This is a genomic window from Providencia sp. PROV114 (assembly GCF_032704305.1).
GTDB classification, from domain to species: domain Bacteria; phylum Pseudomonadota; class Gammaproteobacteria; order Enterobacterales; family Enterobacteriaceae; genus Providencia; species Providencia rettgeri.
Window position 1 is genome coordinate 2,904,729 of record NZ_CP120528.1, and the last position, 17,169, is coordinate 2,921,897.

A 17,169-nucleotide genomic window follows, 5' to 3' on the forward strand; every position below is an offset into this window, starting at 1 on the left:
TAATTAGCCGTTTTTCAGCAATTCAAGCTCTTGCCAACGGTCAAACGCTTGCTCTAACTCAGCTTCTTTTGCCGCTAACTGACTCAGCGTTTTTTCTGTTACATCATGTGGTTGGTTGAAAAAATCAGCATCACCAACTTGAGCTTGCAGCGCTTCAATTTCACTTTCAAGTTGTTCCAATTTTGCTGGTAATTGTTCCAATTCACGTAATAAATTGTAACTGAGCTTATTTGAACGTTTTACCGTTTCTTTCGATTTCGTCTGCTTATCTTGGCTAGCCACTTTACCCGTTTGTTCTGCTTTCAAACTCACGGTTTGTGCTTTTTGCTGTTGAGCATCGTAATACCCACCAGCAAAACGGTTAATAACCCCATTACCTTCGAAAATCCAGCACTCTGTCACGCTGTTATCGACAAATTCTCGGTCATGGCTAACCAGTAAAACCGTTCCTTGGTAACCATCAACTAATTCTTCAAGTAACTCTAAAGTTTCGACATCAAGGTCGTTAGTCGGTTCATCGAGGATCAATAAGTTACTTGGTTTTAGGAATAAACGCGCGAGCAGTAACCGGTTACGCTCACCGCCTGAAAGTGCTCGAACAGGTGTCATCGCACGTTTTGGTGGGAACATAAAATCTTGCAAATAGCCTAGAACATGGCGTGGCTTACCATTTACCATGACTTCTTGTTTGCCTTCTGCCAAGTTATCCATCACGGTTTTATCTGGGTCTAATGCCGCACGATGCTGGTCGAAATAAGCAACTTCCAACTTAGTACCACAATGCACTCGTCCGCTGTCTGCTTGTAAATCCCCTAGCATTAAGCGCAACAATGTTGTTTTACCACAACCATTTGGCCCAACTAAAGCGATTTTATCACCACGTAATACTTGAGCTGAAAAATCTTTTACCAGTACTTTATTATCAATCTGGTAATTCACATTTTCCATTTCAAATACAATTTTGCCAGAACGAGCTGCTTCACCGACTTGCATTTTCGCTGTGCCCATCACTTCACGACGCTCTGAACGCTCTACGCGTAGCGCTTTCAGTGCACGAACACGCCCTTCATTACGAGTACGACGCGCTTTAATACCTTGGCGGATCCACGTCTCTTCTTGGGCTAATTTACGGTCGAATTCTGCATTTTGCATCTCTTCAACACGCAAAGCTTCTTCTTTGTTCACCAAGTAGTCATCATAATTACCCGGCCAAGAAGACAATTGCCCACGGTCTAAATCAATAATACGGGTTGCCATATTGCGGATAAATGAACGGTCATGGGAAATAAATACGATACTACCTTGGAAATCTTTTAAGAAATTTTCCAGCCAAAGAATTGTTTCAATATCTAAGTGGTTGGTTGGCTCATCTAAAAATAATACTCTCGGGTTACTCACTAACGCACGGCCCAAAGCCGCTTTACGTAACCAACCACCTGATAATGAAGACAGTTCTGCATCCGCAGGTAAACCGAGTTTTTTCAGGACATCACTGATACGAGAGTCTAATAACCATAAATTACGGTTATCCAACACCTCTTGCAATTCAGCTAATTTATTTAAATTTTTCTCGCTCGGGTCAGTTTCGACCTCTTTCGCAACATGGTGATAATCTTTGAGGTACTGAGCTTGTTCTGCAACGCCTTCAGCCACAAAATCAAAAATAGTGCCTTCAATATTACGCGGTGGATCTTGCTGTAAGCGAGCAACAATCAAGTCTTGCTCGTAAATTAACTGGCCATCATCCAGCGGCTGCTCTTTCGTTAACACTCGCATTAATGTCGATTTACCCGCACCGTTGCGACCAACCAAACACACACGTTCGTTATCTTCGATATGAATTTCGGTATTATCCAGTAATGGGGCATCACTAAACGAAAGGTATGCACCCGACAAATTAATTAAAGCCATTGATTCTATCCTTACTCTGCGTGGCTAATTAACCAGCAGTTATGTATTTGACGGTTACGAGCAAAATCTTCTGACAGTGTTTTAGCTGTGATTTCTTGTGCTTGTAATCCTAATTCTTTAATTGCTTCAAGATCCATTTTGAAACCGCGTTTGTTATTAGAAAACATCACGGTTCCACCACGGCGCAATAACCGTTTTAGATGGGTAATCAATTGGATATGATCCCGTTGTACATCAAATGTACCATCCATGCGTTTTGAATTTGAAAATGTTGGCGGATCAATAAAGATCAAATCAAATTGCTCCCGGCTATTTGCCAGCCAACTCAAGCAATCCGCTTGAATTAAACGATGCTGACGACCTGTTAGCCCATTCGCTTGTAGGTTTTTTTCAGCCCACTCAAGATAAGTACGTGACATATCGACGGAAGTGGTGCTTTTCGCGCCACCAAGCCCTGCATGCACAGTGGCAGTACCGGTATAACAGAACAAGTTTAGGAAATCCGCATCTTTACTCATTTGGCCTAACATTTTACGGGCAATACGATGGTCAAGGAATAACCCCGTATCTAGATAGTCCGTCAAATTCACCAACATTTTTGCATTGTATTCTTGTACTAAAAAGAAATCGTCTTTTTGGGCTAATTTCTCATATTGCTGCTTACCTTTTTGGCGCTGGCGTGTTTTTAACACTAGCTGATTCGATGTCAGTTCTAGCACATTCATTGTTGCGGTGATCACATCAAATAAGCGTTGACGAGCTTTACGTTCATCAACGGTTTTTGGTGGTGCATATTCTTGAATCACCACTTTATCGCCATAAATATCAACCGCAACATTGTATTCCGGTAAATCCGCATCATAAACACGATAACTATCAATACTTTGTTGTTTTGCCCATTTACTTAATTTTTTGATATTTTTACGTAAACGATTTGCAAAATCAGGTGAAATTTCCGCGATAGTTTCTGACGGTGTAGCCGCTAATTGATAATTCTTTTGAACGCAATCTAAAGGACCATTCTTGGCCTTAAATTCACGCTCTGAACGCAGTTGCAAACAGCTAAGTAACTCAGGAGAAGCACTAAAAATCGATAAACGCCACCCAGGGAAGCGGGCCTTCACGATACGCCCTAATTGGCTATGTAGCGCAATTAAAGCAGGCTCACTTTCTAAACGCTCACCATAAGGCGGGTTACTGATAATTGTTCCTATCGTATCGGTGTTAACTGGGTTTTCCAATGCTGCGGCATCACCTTGCTTAAAGGTGATTAAGTCTTGTAACCCTGCACGACGCGCGTTCGCACGAGCCATTTCAAGTACACGCTTATCAATATCAAAACCATAAAAACGTGATGTCGTCTCTTTCAAACCTTGGCGGAAACGAACTTGCGCTTCTGTGGTTAATTCACGCCAAAGTTCCGCGTTAAATTTCGACCATGCATAAAAGCCCCAATGAGTACGGTGTAATCCCGGGGCTTTATCTGTTGCCATCATTGCAGCTTCAATTAACAGTGTTCCTGAACCGCACATCGGATCGACCAATGGTGTTCCTTGTTGCCAACCAGAACGGTTAATAATTGCTGCTGCCAGTGTCTCTTTTAAGGGCGCTTGGCCTGCCAAATCACGGTAGCCACGTATATGTAGCGAGTCACCACTTAAATCGAGTGCCACACTGGCTCTTTCTTTATTAAGGTAGACGTTGATACGAATATCTGCTTGCTGGCGAGCGACATCAGGGCGCTGATCAAGCTTACGTACGAAGCTGTCTACGATAGCATCTTTAACTTTCAATGCACCGTATTGGCTGTTGCGAATTTCTTCGTTAGTCCCTGTAAAATGAACAACAAAGGTATCATTGACGGAGAAAATCTCACTCCAGTCGATAGCTTGCACACCAAGATACAAATCTAAGTCACTGTAGACGTCAAAATCATTCAGTGGCAATAAAATACGCGATGCCAGCCGACTCCACAGTAGGCTTTGGTACATAACACGTTCGTCGGCCTGAAAATAGACACCCCCCTGGGCCACTTTGCATTGGCTAGCGCCAAGCGATTCTAATTCCGTTTTCAGTAGTTCTTCAAGGCCGCGAGCTGTGCTGGCAAACAGAGAATTCATAGTATTTATTACCAATTTGGATGAAAAATTGTTGCGCATTATAGCTAATCTTATGCAGTTGTCATAAAGTTGCTACGCACAATTATAAGGATTAAAAAATGATAACGCTTTCGCGCCTTTATACACACCCAGTTAAATCTATGCGAGGAGTTCGTTTATCCCACGCCTTCGCTGATATTAGCGGTTTGACTTTTGATCGTAATTTTATGGTAACCACGCTGGAAGGTAAATTTATTACGGCGAGAAAATATCCACAAATGTTACTTTTTACACCGGTAATGCTCAATAATGGTCTTCACTTGCGAGCACCAAATGGCGAAAGTGCAACAGTATTGTATCAGGACTTTGATGAGAAACAGAGCCCTACTGAAGTTTGGGGCAATCATTTTCACGCACTTATTGCCCCTGAAGCGATAAATAGTTGGTTAACTAGCTTTTTTGACGAACCTGTACAACTACGCTGGCTTAGTCCTCAGCTTTCTCGCCGCGTCAAAGAATACCAAGATGTGCCAATGTCTTTTGCTGACGGCTATCCCTTTTTACTGATCAACGAAGCTTCTGTCCAAGAACTGCAACGTCGATGCCCTGCCAGTATTAAATTAGAACAGTTTCGTGGCAACTTAATTATTACTGGCGCCAAGCCGTTTGAAGAAGATACATGGAAAACTATTCAAATTGGTGATGTCGTCTTTACATTAGATAGGCCATGTAGCCGATGCATTTTAACGACTGTTAGCCCAGAAAAAGGGATTAAACACCCCCACAGTGAACCACTTGCAACACTACAAACCTTCCGTTCAGATGAAACCGGCGATGTCGATTTTGGCCAAAATGTGATTATCAAAAATACAGGTGTTATTCGTGTTGGTGATACCCTGACGGTATTAGAAACTAAACCTGCAAAACAATATTTAGTTCAAGAGCGGGAAAATGACCTAGCAGCTAATAAATTAAATACTCAAGCCAATAATGTCAGTTTAGTTTTTGAGGAAACAGAATATACAGGTGATAACCAAAATGTGATCCTTGAACAATTAGAATCCCATGGTTTAACTATCCCTTATTCGTGTCGAGCAGGTATTTGTGGTCGCTGTAAAATTAAGCTTATTTCTGGGGAAGTCACTCCATTAAAACAAAGTGCCATCAAAGAAAACGGTTACATACTCGCCTGCAGCTGTATCCCAAAAACAGCGGTTAAATTAGCGTTTAACTAAATGTTGGTTTTGCTTTTTAACACCATCAGCGGAGTAATTCTCAGATGGTGTTAAACACTCAAAACTAGATTAATTAAATTAGCAAAGAAACCTATTTATTTAACTATTTTTCACTAGATCTTTGCCGATCATTTAAATAGCATTACCATATAATTGACGTTTAACTTTAGATGAATATTCAAGCATGCGATCGTTCATGATCTTAATTGGATCGCAAAACCGTAAAGTTCGATCGGGTAATTCTAAGATTGGTTCTGCTAATAAACATAAACTCGCAGATGGGCCAGCTTCAGCAATAATAAATGTGAAGTACTGGTTTGTATTTTCTAAACACACTTGAATTATTTGCCCCTGCTTAGGTTCATTAATATAGTGAAATGAAGAAAAATACCAACTCTTTGGCATCTGTGGTTTTAAAAAACGAAAAGCAACTAAGCTATTTAAGACTAATTCAGCTCTTTCTTCTTGAGTAATATTTAATCTTTTAGCCTGCTCATCGAATAAATAATATTCACCTGCATCTTCGATACTAAATGGCATCTCATTACGAGCAAAAACCGTTAGCATCTTAGCAGGAAAACATGAACGAAATATCATGCCGTTGGCGAGATCTAACATCACCCTATTATGGTCATGATCAAAATACCAACGCCAATGATCATCAGGTTTAATATTCATAAACGACCCTTTAGCGATTTACCGGTAAATATAGCAGAAATGATCTCTATAGTGATCCTTTCTAAATTTACTCTAGGGCTTATTTTTATATGCTAAAAATTGGATCCACTAAATAAGATACGTTAGAAATATCCGGATAATATTGTTATCTAAATAGCAAATCTACTAAAAATTGAGTTCAATTTGATACAAAAATAGCCACTATTAGCAATATAGTTTAAAAAGGGGAATAAATAAACCCCCTTGATAGGTAAATTTACAATTTATTACTAGATATGATTAACAATATCTTTAATTAATTTTGGCCCATGGTAAATAAAACCAGAATAAATTTGAATTAAAGAGGCACCCGCTTCCATTTTTTCACGTGCTGCAGTAAGGGAATCAATTCCACCCACTCCAATTATTGGCAGTTTGCCATTTAATTCACGCGAAATAATCTTAATAACTTGTGTGCTTTTTAATTGTACAGGACGACCGCTTAATCCACCCGCTTCATTGCAATGATTTATCCCTTGAACCAAAGAACGATCTAACGTGGTATTCGTTGCAATAACGCCATCGATATTATGTCTGACTAGGCTATCTGAAACTTGGATAATTTCCTCTTCAGATAAATCAGGCGCAACCTTTACAGCAACAGGCACATATTTTTGGTACTGTAATTGTAATTCCAGTTGTTTTGCTTTTATGCTACTTAATAAATCATCCAGCGCTTCGCCATATTGTAATGTACGTAACCCTGGCGTATTTGGTGAGGAGATATTAATAGCAATATAACCTGCATGAGCATAGACCTTATCCATGCAAATTAAATAATCATCTTTACCTTGTTCAACAGGCGTATCTTTATTTTTACCTATATTGATTCCAATGACCCCACCGTAATTCGATTTCTTGACGTTCTCGACAAGGTTATCGACACCTTTATTATTAAAGCCCATCCGGTTAATTAAACCTTCAGCTTCTACAAGTCGAAATAACCGCGGTTTATCATTACCAGATTGGGGACGAGGAGTTACTGTACCAATTTCTATAAACCCAAAACCCATTGCGCCAAATGCATCAATACATTCACCATCTTTATCTAAACCCGCAGCAAGCCCTAGTGGGTTTTTGAAGGAAAGCCCCATACATTGAACGGGCTTAGTGGCAACTGATTGGCGAATAAGACATTGGAAAGGGGAATGATTTAAACGTTGAAGCTGGCGAAAAGTCAATTCATGCGCTTTTTCGGGGTCGAACTGGAATAGTGCCTTGCGGGCAAGGTGATATAGCATATCCAATAACCTATTTTTACTAGTACGTTTCAATAGAGTAGACATCATATCGCACGCTAAAACCCCGCAAAATACAATTTGCCGAGCTTTCATTCATACATGCGATTTTTTCGTCGGATAAAACGCGCTACAGATTACCCTATCTTATTGCCCTTTTACCACGAAAAAATCAATAAAAATGCATTTGTCTGGGTTTTCGAGGGAAAAACAACCATTTTATGAGAGTTATCTCTCATTTAATATTCCACTTTTGTCATAAATAATAATAAGCCGCTAAATTAAATTTTAGCGGCTTATTAAAACCAATAATTGGCTAGCTATATAAATTAGCTTTCTAACGCTTTGGTTATTTTTTCAAATAGATCACCAGAAAGGTTATCAAGCGCTTTTAACTGTTCAAGCACTTTGCGCATCTGTGCTTGGCGCTTTGCATCATAACGTTTTAAACGGATCAACGGCTCAATCAGTCTTGATGCTACCTGTGGATTACGCGTATTCAGATCGACTAAAATTTCATACAAGAATTGATAACCACTGCTATCTTCTGCATGGAAATTAACTGGATTCCCTGCAGTGAAGGCACCAACAAGTGAGCGAACACGGTTAGGATTGCTCATACTAAATGAACGGTGATTCAATAATTCACGTACATTGGTAAGGGCTTCTTTCGCTGGATTTGCGCCTTGTAATGTAAACCACTTATCCATAACTAACCCGTCATGGTGCCAACGCTCATCAAAGTCTGCCATTAACTGCTCTTTACAAGCTAACTGTGATTCGTTTGCTGCGGTCAATGCAGCCAGCGAATCCGTCATGTTATCGGCAGATTGGTATTGTTCCAGCACTAATTTGTTCGCCAGCTCGCTATCGTCACCCGCGGCTAAGTATTGCAGGCAAATGTTACGCAATGAGCGTTTAGCAATATCTTGGTGATCAACACGATAGCCATCAATATTAATGGAACGATAAACAGAGAGAAGTTCATCATGCATTTCTACCGCTAATTGATGATGGATAAAGTTCACCACTTCATGGATTGCGACAGGGTCGATAACCGTAAATAATTCGGCAAGCTCATTTTCGGAAGGTAATGTTAAGATCAATGCGACTAACGCAGGATCAATCGAATCACTTAATAATACCCCACGGAAAGCATCAACCACCGACTCAGGCAAAACTAATGCCTCGCCGTTTTGATAATGAGCCACGTTAATTTTTACATAATTATTAATTAGTTGCTGCGCGGCATCCCAACGAGCAAATTCATTGCTTGCATGCTGCATCAAGAAAGCTAATTGCTCATCCGTGTAGTTGTAATCTAATTTTACAGGGGCTGAAAACTCACGTAATAAGGATGGAACTGGACGTCTTGTCACCTCATCAAATACAAACGTTTGAGTTTCTTGCGTAATGTTTAGCACTGAATTTACAACACTGCCATCACGTTTTAGCGTAATAATTCCACCTTGCTCATCATAGAGCTCAATATCCAATGGGATATGCAATGGTTTCTTTTCAGCTTGATCTGCTGTAGGTGGCGTCATTTGGCTAACATGTAGGGTATATTGCTGTTTTTCTGGTGAATATTCATCACGTACAGTTAAAACTGGTGTCCCTGATTGGCTATACCAACGACGAAATAGTGATAAATCAACATTTGATGCATCTTCCATCGCCTGCACAAAATCGTCACAGGTTGCCGCACTGCCATCATGGCGATGAACATAAAGTTGTATTCCCGCTTGGAACATTTCCTCACCGAGCAGTGTATGGATCATGCGAATAACTTCAGAACCTTTTTCATACACCGTTAAGGTATAGAAATTGTTCATTTCAATGACTTTGTCAGGACGGATCGGGTGCGCCATTGGGCTTGCATCCTCAGCAAACTGGGCTGAACGCATCACTTTGACATTGTTAATACGGTTAACTGAGCGGGAGCCTAAATCAGAGCTAAATTCTTGATCGCGAAAAACGGTTAACCCTTCTTTTAGGCTTAATTGAAACCAGTCACGACAAGTAATGCGGTTTCCTGTCCAATTATGGAAATATTCATGGCCAATCACAGATTCGATATTCAGATAATCTTTATCCGTCGCGGTTTCGCTTTTAGCTAAAACATATTTAGAGTTAAAGACATTCAGCCCTTTATTTTCCATTGCTCCCATGTTGAAGAAATCAACGGCAACAATCATATAGATATCAAGGTCATACTCTAAACCAAAGCGTTCTTCATCCCATTTCATGGCATTTTTCAGGGACTGCATTGCCCAAGGAGCACGGTCTAAATTGCCTTTATCGACAAAAAGTTCTAACGCAACTTCACGGCCACTACGAGTCACAAAGCTGTCTTTTAAAACGTCAAAATCGCCTGCTACTAAGGCAAATAAATAACTTGGTTTCGGGAATGGGTCTTCCCACTTAACCCAATGGCGACCATCTTCTAACTCACCTTCTGCGATACGGTTACCATTTGACAGTAAATAAGGATAACGTGATTTATCTGCTGTAATTGTGGTGGTATAACGAGCCAGCACATCTGGTCGGTCTTGGTAATAGGTAATATGGCGAAAACCTTCCGCTTCACATTGTGTGCATAGCGCCTCACCTGAAACATATAGCCCTTCTAGCGCTGTATTTTTTTCAGGACTAATTTCATTCACAATCCGTAGTGTGAATGATTCAGGTAATGACTCAATAATCAATTTACCTTCAGATTCTTTATAGTCCTGCCATGCTTTGCCATCGACTTCGAGGCTGACTAACGATAAATCTTCGCCATTGAGTTCAAGCGTTGAAGATTGCGGATTAAGGCGTTTTACCTTGCTTACTGCGGTAACCACTGTCTTCACTGGGTCAAGATTAAAATCGAGGTCAATTTCTGTAATTGTGTAATCAGGTGCTTGATAATCCTGACGATATTTCGCTTGTCTTAACTGGGTCATAAGTAACCTTTTAATTCGTTATATTCAATATCGTACTGCTTTAATACTTATACAATACTATAAGCCACAATAATGTGAATGGATTTGAGAAACATTTTCATCAAAAAATGTTATCTATTTTTATGGCTATGTTAGCTTTGTATGTCTCACCCTACTTAACTTTGTTAAAAATTCGTTTGTTTGTTGGTGCTATAGCACTATTAAATATTTTATGGCGTGTTAGTATCTTTTCGTGATTAATGCTTTTGTCTGTTTCTATGGGCAGAATATACATAAAACGTATTTATTTGATTTCATAGTAATACAGAAAGGCAATACGCAAATTTAGGTTGCCGTGCTCCTTGAAAACAAGAGATAGAATAACACTTCTATCTTTTGCTAAAGTGGGTATACTTTTGCAACTTTAACGATTTAGCTAACGACTATTGCTGCTTTTATCTCATTGTGACTTTTTGGAAAACAAGAGTAAAAATGAATAGCATTAGTGGTAAAGATAAGCTCCGCGAGGATGTCTGCGTGCCATGAATTTAGACGCTACACCAATTATTACATCACTGCTTGATACCGATGCTTACAAGCTTCATATGCAGCAGGCCGTTTTCCACCGTTACCACCAGGTACCGGTTGTCGCTGAGTTCCGCTGTCGTAGCAGTGAGATCTTAGGTGCTTACGCCGATGAAATTAGGCAACAAATTCAGTTAATGGCTAAATTGTCACTTTCTGATGATGAGCTGAATTTTCTCCGCCGCTTACCTTTCTTCCAAGAAGACTATCTTATGTGGTTAAAGTCATTCCGCTTTAACCCAGAACAAGTCGTTGTCAGTACCACAAATGAAGGTCAGTTAGCGATCCGCATCAGTGGGCCTTGGCGTGAAGTGATTATGTGGGAGGTACCGCTCCTTGCATTGGTCAGTGAAATCATCCAAAAAGATAGGCACCCAAACATTCATCCTGATGATGCTGTTCAGCAACTCAAAAAGCTGCTAAATGTTTTCTATCAACAAGCCGATGAACACCAACTTGATTTGTCTAACTTTAAGCTCATGGACTTTGGCACGCGCCGCCGTTTCTCCTACGACGTACAATCCGCCATTGTTTCAATGCTTAAACAAGAGTTTCCTTATCTTGTTGGGACGAGCAATTACAAACTTGCACACGAATTAGATTTATCCCCTGTTGGCACACAAGCCCATGAGTGGTTCCAAGCCCATCAACAAATCAGCCCTGAGTTAGCAAATAGCCAACGTGAGGCATTGCAGAGCTGGCTTGATGAATACCCTAATCACCTAGGTGTGGCATTAACTGACTGTATCACCATGGATGCCTTTTTGCGTGATTTTGATGCTAACTTTGCGAACCGCTACCAAGGGTTGCGTCATGATTCGGGGGACCCGATCGAATGGGGTGAAAAAGCCATCGCTCATTACCAAAAATTGGGTATTGACCCGATGAGCAAAACGTTAGTGTTCTCTGACAGCTTAGACTTACAAAAAGCACTTGAGTTATATCGTTATTTTCATCAGCGGATTAACCTTGTTTTTGGTATCGGTACTCGTCTAACCTGCAATATTCCACATGTAACCCCGTTGAATATTGTGATTAAGCTCGTCGAGTGCAATGGTAAGCCTGTCGCTAAGCTCTCAGATAGCCCAGGCAAAACCATTTGTGAAGATGATGAGTTCGTCAACCAACTCAGAAAAGCGTTTGACCTACCTAAAATGGAAAAAGCCAGCTAATTAAGTCGCTTTTCCCTAGCTCTGAGTAAGAATTTGCACTTTTCTTGCCCAGAGCTTCAAAACCCCCTTTTTCTTTTATTCACTTACTATTACTATAGCTTTTAAGCTCAATAACCATGCTTCGCTTCAACAGAAATGTTTTATCGCGATTTTTTACTTGTTTCCTAACAAATGGCAAGTAACATAGAGCTTTGGCCCCTGAAAAATGGGTTTAATATTGAAGAAGCCTTATTAATCTGCTTCATCCGCCATTCGCATAATAACAATGTTGTTGTGCCTTTGAACTCGGTGTTGAATATTCCTATTACGAAAGTTGGAATACACCCTAAATAATTCGAGTTGTAGGAAGGCGGCTAGCAAATTGAGCCCTAGGAGCATACATAAGTATGTGACTAGGGTCAGTTTGTGAAGCCAACACACCTACAGCTCGAAGTATGACGGGTTGCAGATGCATAAGATTAACCATTATATAGAAGAGAGTGAATTATATGATAGTAGCGCCTGTAGTCGACGTACTGCAAGGCCGAGTGGCGGTAGGCACAGAAGTCACCGTTCAAGGCTGGGTACGTACAAGGAGAGATTCAAATGCTGGTTTTTCTTTCCTCGCCGTTTATGACGGTTCTTGCTTTAATCCGTTACAGGCTATCATTAATAATAATTTACCTAATTATAATGACGAAGTCCTGCATCTCACAACGGGTTGTTCGGTTGAAGTTACGGGTACCGTAAAAGAATCCCCAGGCCAAGGTCAATCATTTGAACTTGAAGCTACCGCTGTTAAAGTTGTTGGTTGGGTTGAAGACCCTGACACCTACCCAATGGCAGCAAAACGCCACAGCGTTGAGTTCTTACGTGAAGCAGCCCACTTGCGCCCGCGCACTAACTTAATTGGTGCCGTTGCGCGCGTGCGCCACACTTTAGCGCAAGCTATCCACCGTTTCTTTGATGAACAAGGCTACTTCTGGGTTTCAACTCCAGTGATCACTGCGTCAGACACCGAAGGCGCAGGTGAAATGTTCCGCGTTTCCACGCTGGATTACAACAACTTGCCACGTAATGACAAAGGTGAAGTTGACTTCAGCGAAGATTTCTTTGGCCGCGAAGCTTTCTTGACTGTTTCAGGCCAACTGAACGGTGAAGCCTACGCAACAGCAATTAGCAAAGTCTACACTTTCGGCCCAACCTTCCGTGCTGAAAACTCAAATACTAGCCGTCACTTAGCTGAATTCTGGATGGTCGAACCTGAAGTTGCTTTTGCTTCTTTAGACGATGTCGCAGGCCTTGCAGAAAAAATGCTGAAATCCGCCTTCAAAGCCGCTCTTGAAGAACGCCGTGATGACTTAGAATTCTTTGCACAACGTGTCGATAAAGACGTTATCAACCGCTTAGAAAGCTTTGTTAACTCAGACTTTGCACAAGTTGATTACACGGATGCCATTAAAATCCTAGAAACTTGTGGTCAAAAATTCGAAAACCCAGTTTATTGGGGCGTCGATATGTCGTCTGAGCATGAGCGTTACCTTGCTGAGCAACACTTTAAAGCCCCTGTGGTTGTGAAAAACTACCCGAAAGACATCAAAGCGTTCTATATGCGCCTTAATGAAGATGGCAAAACCGTTGCTGCGATGGACGTATTAGCACCGGGTATTGGTGAAATTATCGGTGGATCACAGCGTGAAGAACGTCTTGATATGCTCGATGCCCGCCTTGAAGAAATGGGCATGAATAAAGAAGATTACTGGTGGTACCGTGATCTGCGCCGTTATGGCACCGTTCCTCACTCAGGTTTCGGCCTTGGTTTTGAGCGTTTAGTGGCTTATGTCACTGGTGTCGGTAACGTGCGTGAAGTAATTCCATTCCCACGTACCCCAAGAAATGCAGCGTTCTAATAACGGCTTTTCTGTATTAACACCCTAATTTACGGGCCAGCTGATGTTGGCCCGTTACTTTTCAGCCCTAATATACTTTCGCTGTACAACTATCTCATCTCGTTACATCGAATTGCAGCCACATGATAACCAGATCACAATTTTTACGTTATCACCTTATTATTCTCCGTAAACAGCCAGCAATCTGCTGGTGCTAAGAATAATCTGCTTTTTAATCTCGCTATTCTCTTTTTACTAGTGATAAATAACCGCTTTACACTCGCTAAACTGCTCAAAAAAAACTCAATTGGTCTTTTGAAAAAGTTCCCTAATTTTTGTAATATTTTTTAAACTGGTACGATGAGTGGTTATTTATTACCCTGTTTTTTACATTTTGAAACATCTAGTTACCATTTGTTTCAGAATCTTTGATTTTGTAGCACTTTGAGGGTAGATAATTTTATTTAGCAATGGAACACTGGTCGCCGACATAGACGACACTAATCTCTCACAAATAGTTCCAATTATTTTTTGCGAATTATTTTTGGCAGTGGCAGGTGTCCGAATAACACCAATGAGGGTAATAATAATGATGAAACGCAATATTCTTGCAATGGTTATCCCAGCTCTGTTAGCTGCTGGTGCAGCAAACGCAGCTGAAGTATACAACAAAGACGGCAACAAATTAGACGTTTACGGTAAAGTTGACGTTCGTCACTATTTCGCTAAAGGCGATAGCGGCCAAGACGGTGATGATTCACGTGTTCGTTTAGGTTTTAAAGGTGATACTCAAATCACTGACCAACTGTCAGGTTTCGGTCGTTTTGAGTGGGAAACTAAAACTAACAAATCTGAAACTAGCAACGAAAACAAAAACCGTTTAGCGTATGCTGGTCTAAAATTTGCTGATTTCGGTTCAATCGACTACGGCCGTAACTACGGTGTGGTTTATGACACGAACGCATGGACCGACGTATTCCCATTATGGGGTGCGGACACTATGGCTCAAACAGATAACTTCATGACTAGCCGTAACCGTAACCTGTTAACTTACCGTAACAACAACATGTTCGGTTATGTTGATGGCCTGAGCTTCGCTCTGCAATATCAAGGTAAAAACGGCGACGATAACCTGTCTGGCGCTGGTATGTCTAAAGACAACGGTGACGGTTTCGGTTTCTCAACTGCTTATGACTTAGGTTGGGGCGTAACTCTGGGTGGTGGTTATTCATCATCTTCTCGTACACCAAACCAAAAAGCTGGTCGTGTTGTAGTTGATTCTAGCAGCACTCCTGCATATAGTGCAACTGGTAAGCGTGCTGAAGCATGGAACGTGGGTGGTAAATTCGACGCTAACAATGTTTATTTAGCAGCTATGTACGGTCAAACTCAAAACATGACTCGTTACAGTGAATATAACCTGATTGCAAACAAAACTGAAAACATTGAGTTAGTTGCACAATACCTGTTCGATTTCGGTTTAAAACCATCTATCGGTTATAACCAATCTAAAGGTAAAAACTTAGGTAATGGTTTTGATAACCAAGATTTAGTTAAATATATCTCTGTTGGTTCTTACTACTACTTCAACAAAAACATGTCTGCTGTTGTTGATTACAAAATCAACCTGTTAAAAGACAACGACTTTACTGAAGCTGCTGGTATCAACACTGATAACGTAGTTGGTTTAGGTTTAGTTTACCAATTCTAATTATCAGTTAACTGATAAATTAGAAAACGGTAACATGTTTTTGTAAGCAGCGCTTCGGCGCTGCTTTTTTATTTCTCTTTTTCATCTCTAGCATAAATTCTTCCTCCACAAAAACACCAGAATTATCAATAAGACAGACTGATTCACCATCTTTATAGTTATTTATGGTCAGATTGCATGCAATTCCTACCTAGTTCACAAGATCTCGCCAATTTTTGGTAAAACGGTTGGCAAAAAGCCTTTATCACGTTACCCTGAGAACTCGACTCGTTCGACTAAACCCGTTTTCAGCTACACCCGCGAGTTTCGTATGGTCTGGGCAGATTACAAGCAAGGATAGCCAACCGCATTCTCACTTATGCCTTCATACCTTAGGAACTGTGTGGGTACCACTACAGAGCTTTGGAATCGACAACATGTTTGAAAAAATTACTTCTGCCCCTGCTGACCCAATCTTAGGTCTTGCTGATAGTTTCCGTGCTGATCCCCGCGATAATAAAATCAACTTAGGTATTGGCGTCTATAAAGACGAATCAGGGAAAACCCCTGTGCTTGATACCGTTAAAAAAGCAGAAAAATACCTGCTGGATAACGAAAACACCAAAAACTATCTTGCGATTAGCGGAATGCCAGAATTTGGCCGTGTAACACAAGAACTGTTATTCGGTGCACAACATGAAATTGTCACCTCAAAACGTGCACGTACAGCGCAAGCTCCTGGTGGTACAGGCGCACTGCGTATCGCCGCTGATTTTATTGCCAAGCAAACCAATGCAAAACGTGTTTGGATCAGCAACCCAACTTGGCCTAATCACAAAAATATTTTTGAGGCAGCTGGCTTAGAAGTTTTAACTTACAACTACTATGACGCAGCCAACCACGGTATGGATTTTGACGGCATGCTTAACAGCTTATCATCTGCGGTAGCGGGTGATGTGATTGTTTTACACGGCTGCTGCCATAACCCAACAGGTATTGACCCAACCGCTGAGCAATGGACAAAACTCGCCGCATTATGTGCAGAAAAAGGCTTATTACCGGTTTTTGACTTTGCTTACCAAGGTTTTGCAAAAGGCTTAGATGAAGATGCCGAAGGCCTGCGCATTTTCACTAAAAACAACCCTGAAATGATTGTGGCGAGCTCATTCTCTAAAAACTTCGGTTTATACAATGAGCGTGTCGGCGCTTGTACCATCATCGCTAAAGACAGTGACAACGCAGAGCGCGCATTCAGCCAAGCGAAAGCCGTTATTCGTGCAAACTACTCAAACCCACCAGCACACGGCGCCGCAGTGGTAACAACCATCCTTTCTGATGACGTGTTAAAAGCTGAGTGGATCCAAGAGTTAACCGCAATGCGTGAACGTATTAAACGCATGCGCCAATTGTTAGTGAAAACATTGGAAGAAAAAGGCGCTAAACAAGACTTTAGCTTCATTATCAACCAAAATGGTATGTTCTCCTTCAGTGGCCTAACAAAAGAGCAGGTAGAGCGTCTACGTAGCGAATTTGGTATCTATGCGGTCAGTTCTGGCCGTATTAACGTGGCAGGCTTAACACTGGAAAACATGGTTCCTTTATGTGACGCTATCGTGAAAGTGCTGTAATTATTCGGATGCATTAAAAATTAAGCATTGAAAACGATAAAACAGCGTTTTTAATATCATGCCAGTCAGTTACGTTACTGACTGGCATTTTTTATAAAA

At 41.0% G+C, this 17,169-nt stretch carries 10 protein-coding genes; 5 read left to right on the top strand and 5 right to left on the bottom strand.

Annotation, left to right across the window (positions count from 1 at the left end; all coding sequences use genetic code 11):
* Window positions 1–3: 3 nt before the first annotated feature.
* Both P3L37_RS13055 and rlmKL read right to left on the bottom strand, forming a co-directional pair.
* Window positions 4–1,911: an ABC transporter ATP-binding protein gene (locus P3L37_RS13055; protein WP_109911058.1), complete on the bottom strand. Its 1,908-nt coding sequence runs from the start codon at window positions 1,909–1,911 to the stop codon at window positions 4–6.
* A gap of 11 nt (window positions 1,912–1,922) precedes the next feature.
* Window positions 1,923–4,031, bottom strand: coding sequence for a bifunctional 23S rRNA (guanine(2069)-N(7))-methyltransferase RlmK/23S rRNA (guanine(2445)-N(2))-methyltransferase RlmL (rlmKL, locus tag P3L37_RS13060; RefSeq protein WP_209101262.1), 2,109 nt, complete (start codon window positions 4,029–4,031; stop codon window positions 1,923–1,925).
* A gap of 98 nt (window positions 4,032–4,129) precedes the next feature.
* On the opposite strand from rlmKL, the gene P3L37_RS13065 reads away from it, so the two are divergent.
* Complete coding sequence (locus tag P3L37_RS13065; protein WP_004909625.1) at window positions 4,130–5,245, top strand: YcbX family protein; 1,116 nt, start codon at window positions 4,130–4,132, stop codon at window positions 5,243–5,245.
* Window positions 5,246–5,377: 132 nt separating this feature from the next.
* Here the strand turns inward: P3L37_RS13065 and P3L37_RS13070 are convergent, their stop codons facing one another.
* The 3 genes from P3L37_RS13070 to pepN form a co-directional block, all read right to left on the bottom strand.
* Complete coding sequence (locus tag P3L37_RS13070) at window positions 5,378–5,923, bottom strand: cell division protein ZapC (protein WP_004909622.1); 546 nt, start codon at window positions 5,921–5,923, stop codon at window positions 5,378–5,380.
* Window positions 5,924–6,192: 269 nt separating this feature from the next.
* The gene (gene pyrD / locus P3L37_RS13075) at window positions 6,193–7,203 is read right to left on the bottom strand and encodes a quinone-dependent dihydroorotate dehydrogenase (RefSeq protein WP_109911326.1); all 1,011 of its coding nucleotides are present in this window, start codon (window positions 7,201–7,203) and stop codon (window positions 6,193–6,195) included.
* A gap of 326 nt (window positions 7,204–7,529) precedes the next feature.
* Window positions 7,530–10,148 carry an aminopeptidase N gene (gene pepN / locus P3L37_RS13080; protein WP_110731831.1) on the bottom strand — a complete coding sequence of 873 codons (2,619 nt, stop codon included), beginning with the start codon at window positions 10,146–10,148 and terminating at the stop codon, window positions 7,530–7,532.
* Between the two features lie 521 nt (window positions 10,149–10,669).
* Here pepN and pncB point away from each other — a divergent pair.
* The 4 genes from pncB to P3L37_RS13100 all read left to right on the top strand — a co-directional run bounded on the left by pncB (window position 10,670) and on the right by P3L37_RS13100 (window position 17,070).
* A complete protein-coding gene (gene pncB, locus P3L37_RS13085) occupies window positions 10,670–11,884 on the top strand; it encodes a nicotinate phosphoribosyltransferase (protein WP_004909615.1) in 1,215 nt (404 codons plus the stop codon).
* Between the two features lie 488 nt (window positions 11,885–12,372).
* Complete coding sequence (asnS, locus tag P3L37_RS13090; protein ID WP_272667321.1) at window positions 12,373–13,773, top strand: asparagine--tRNA ligase; 1,401 nt, start codon at window positions 12,373–12,375, stop codon at window positions 13,771–13,773.
* Between the two features lie 571 nt (window positions 13,774–14,344).
* Window positions 14,345–15,463: a porin gene (locus tag P3L37_RS13095; RefSeq protein ID WP_272667333.1), complete on the top strand. Its 1,119-nt coding sequence runs from the start codon at window positions 14,345–14,347 to the stop codon at window positions 15,461–15,463.
* A 416-nt stretch (window positions 15,464–15,879) separates the two neighbouring features.
* Window positions 15,880–17,070: an amino acid aminotransferase gene (locus P3L37_RS13100; RefSeq protein WP_109911054.1), complete on the top strand. Its 1,191-nt coding sequence runs from the start codon at window positions 15,880–15,882 to the stop codon at window positions 17,068–17,070.
* Window positions 17,071–17,169: the final 99 nt, after the last annotated feature.

Bases quoted from the DNA above. Each gene is read 5' to 3' on its own strand.
- P3L37_RS13055 (WP_109911058.1), bottom strand. From the start codon at position 1,911: ATGGCTTTAATTAATTTGTCGGGTGCATACCTTTCGTTTAGTGATGCC.
- rlmKL (WP_209101262.1), bottom strand. From the start codon at position 4,031: ATGAATTCTCTGTTTGCCAGCACAGCTCGCGGCCTTGAAGAACTACTG.
- P3L37_RS13065 (WP_004909625.1), top strand. From the start codon at position 4,130: ATGATAACGCTTTCGCGCCTTTATACACACCCAGTTAAATCTATGCGA.
- P3L37_RS13070 (WP_004909622.1), bottom strand. From the start codon at position 5,923: ATGAATATTAAACCTGATGATCATTGGCGTTGGTATTTTGATCATGAC.
- pyrD (WP_109911326.1), bottom strand. From the start codon at position 7,203: ATGCTATATCACCTTGCCCGCAAGGCACTATTCCAGTTCGACCCCGAA.
- pepN (WP_110731831.1), bottom strand. From the start codon at position 10,148: ATGACCCAGTTAAGACAAGCGAAATATCGTCAGGATTATCAAGCACCT.
- pncB (WP_004909615.1), top strand. From the start codon at position 10,670: ATGAATTTAGACGCTACACCAATTATTACATCACTGCTTGATACCGAT.
- asnS (WP_272667321.1), top strand. From the start codon at position 12,373: ATGATAGTAGCGCCTGTAGTCGACGTACTGCAAGGCCGAGTGGCGGTA.
- P3L37_RS13095 (WP_272667333.1), top strand. From the start codon at position 14,345: ATGAAACGCAATATTCTTGCAATGGTTATCCCAGCTCTGTTAGCTGCT.
- P3L37_RS13100 (WP_109911054.1), top strand. From the start codon at position 15,880: ATGTTTGAAAAAATTACTTCTGCCCCTGCTGACCCAATCTTAGGTCTT.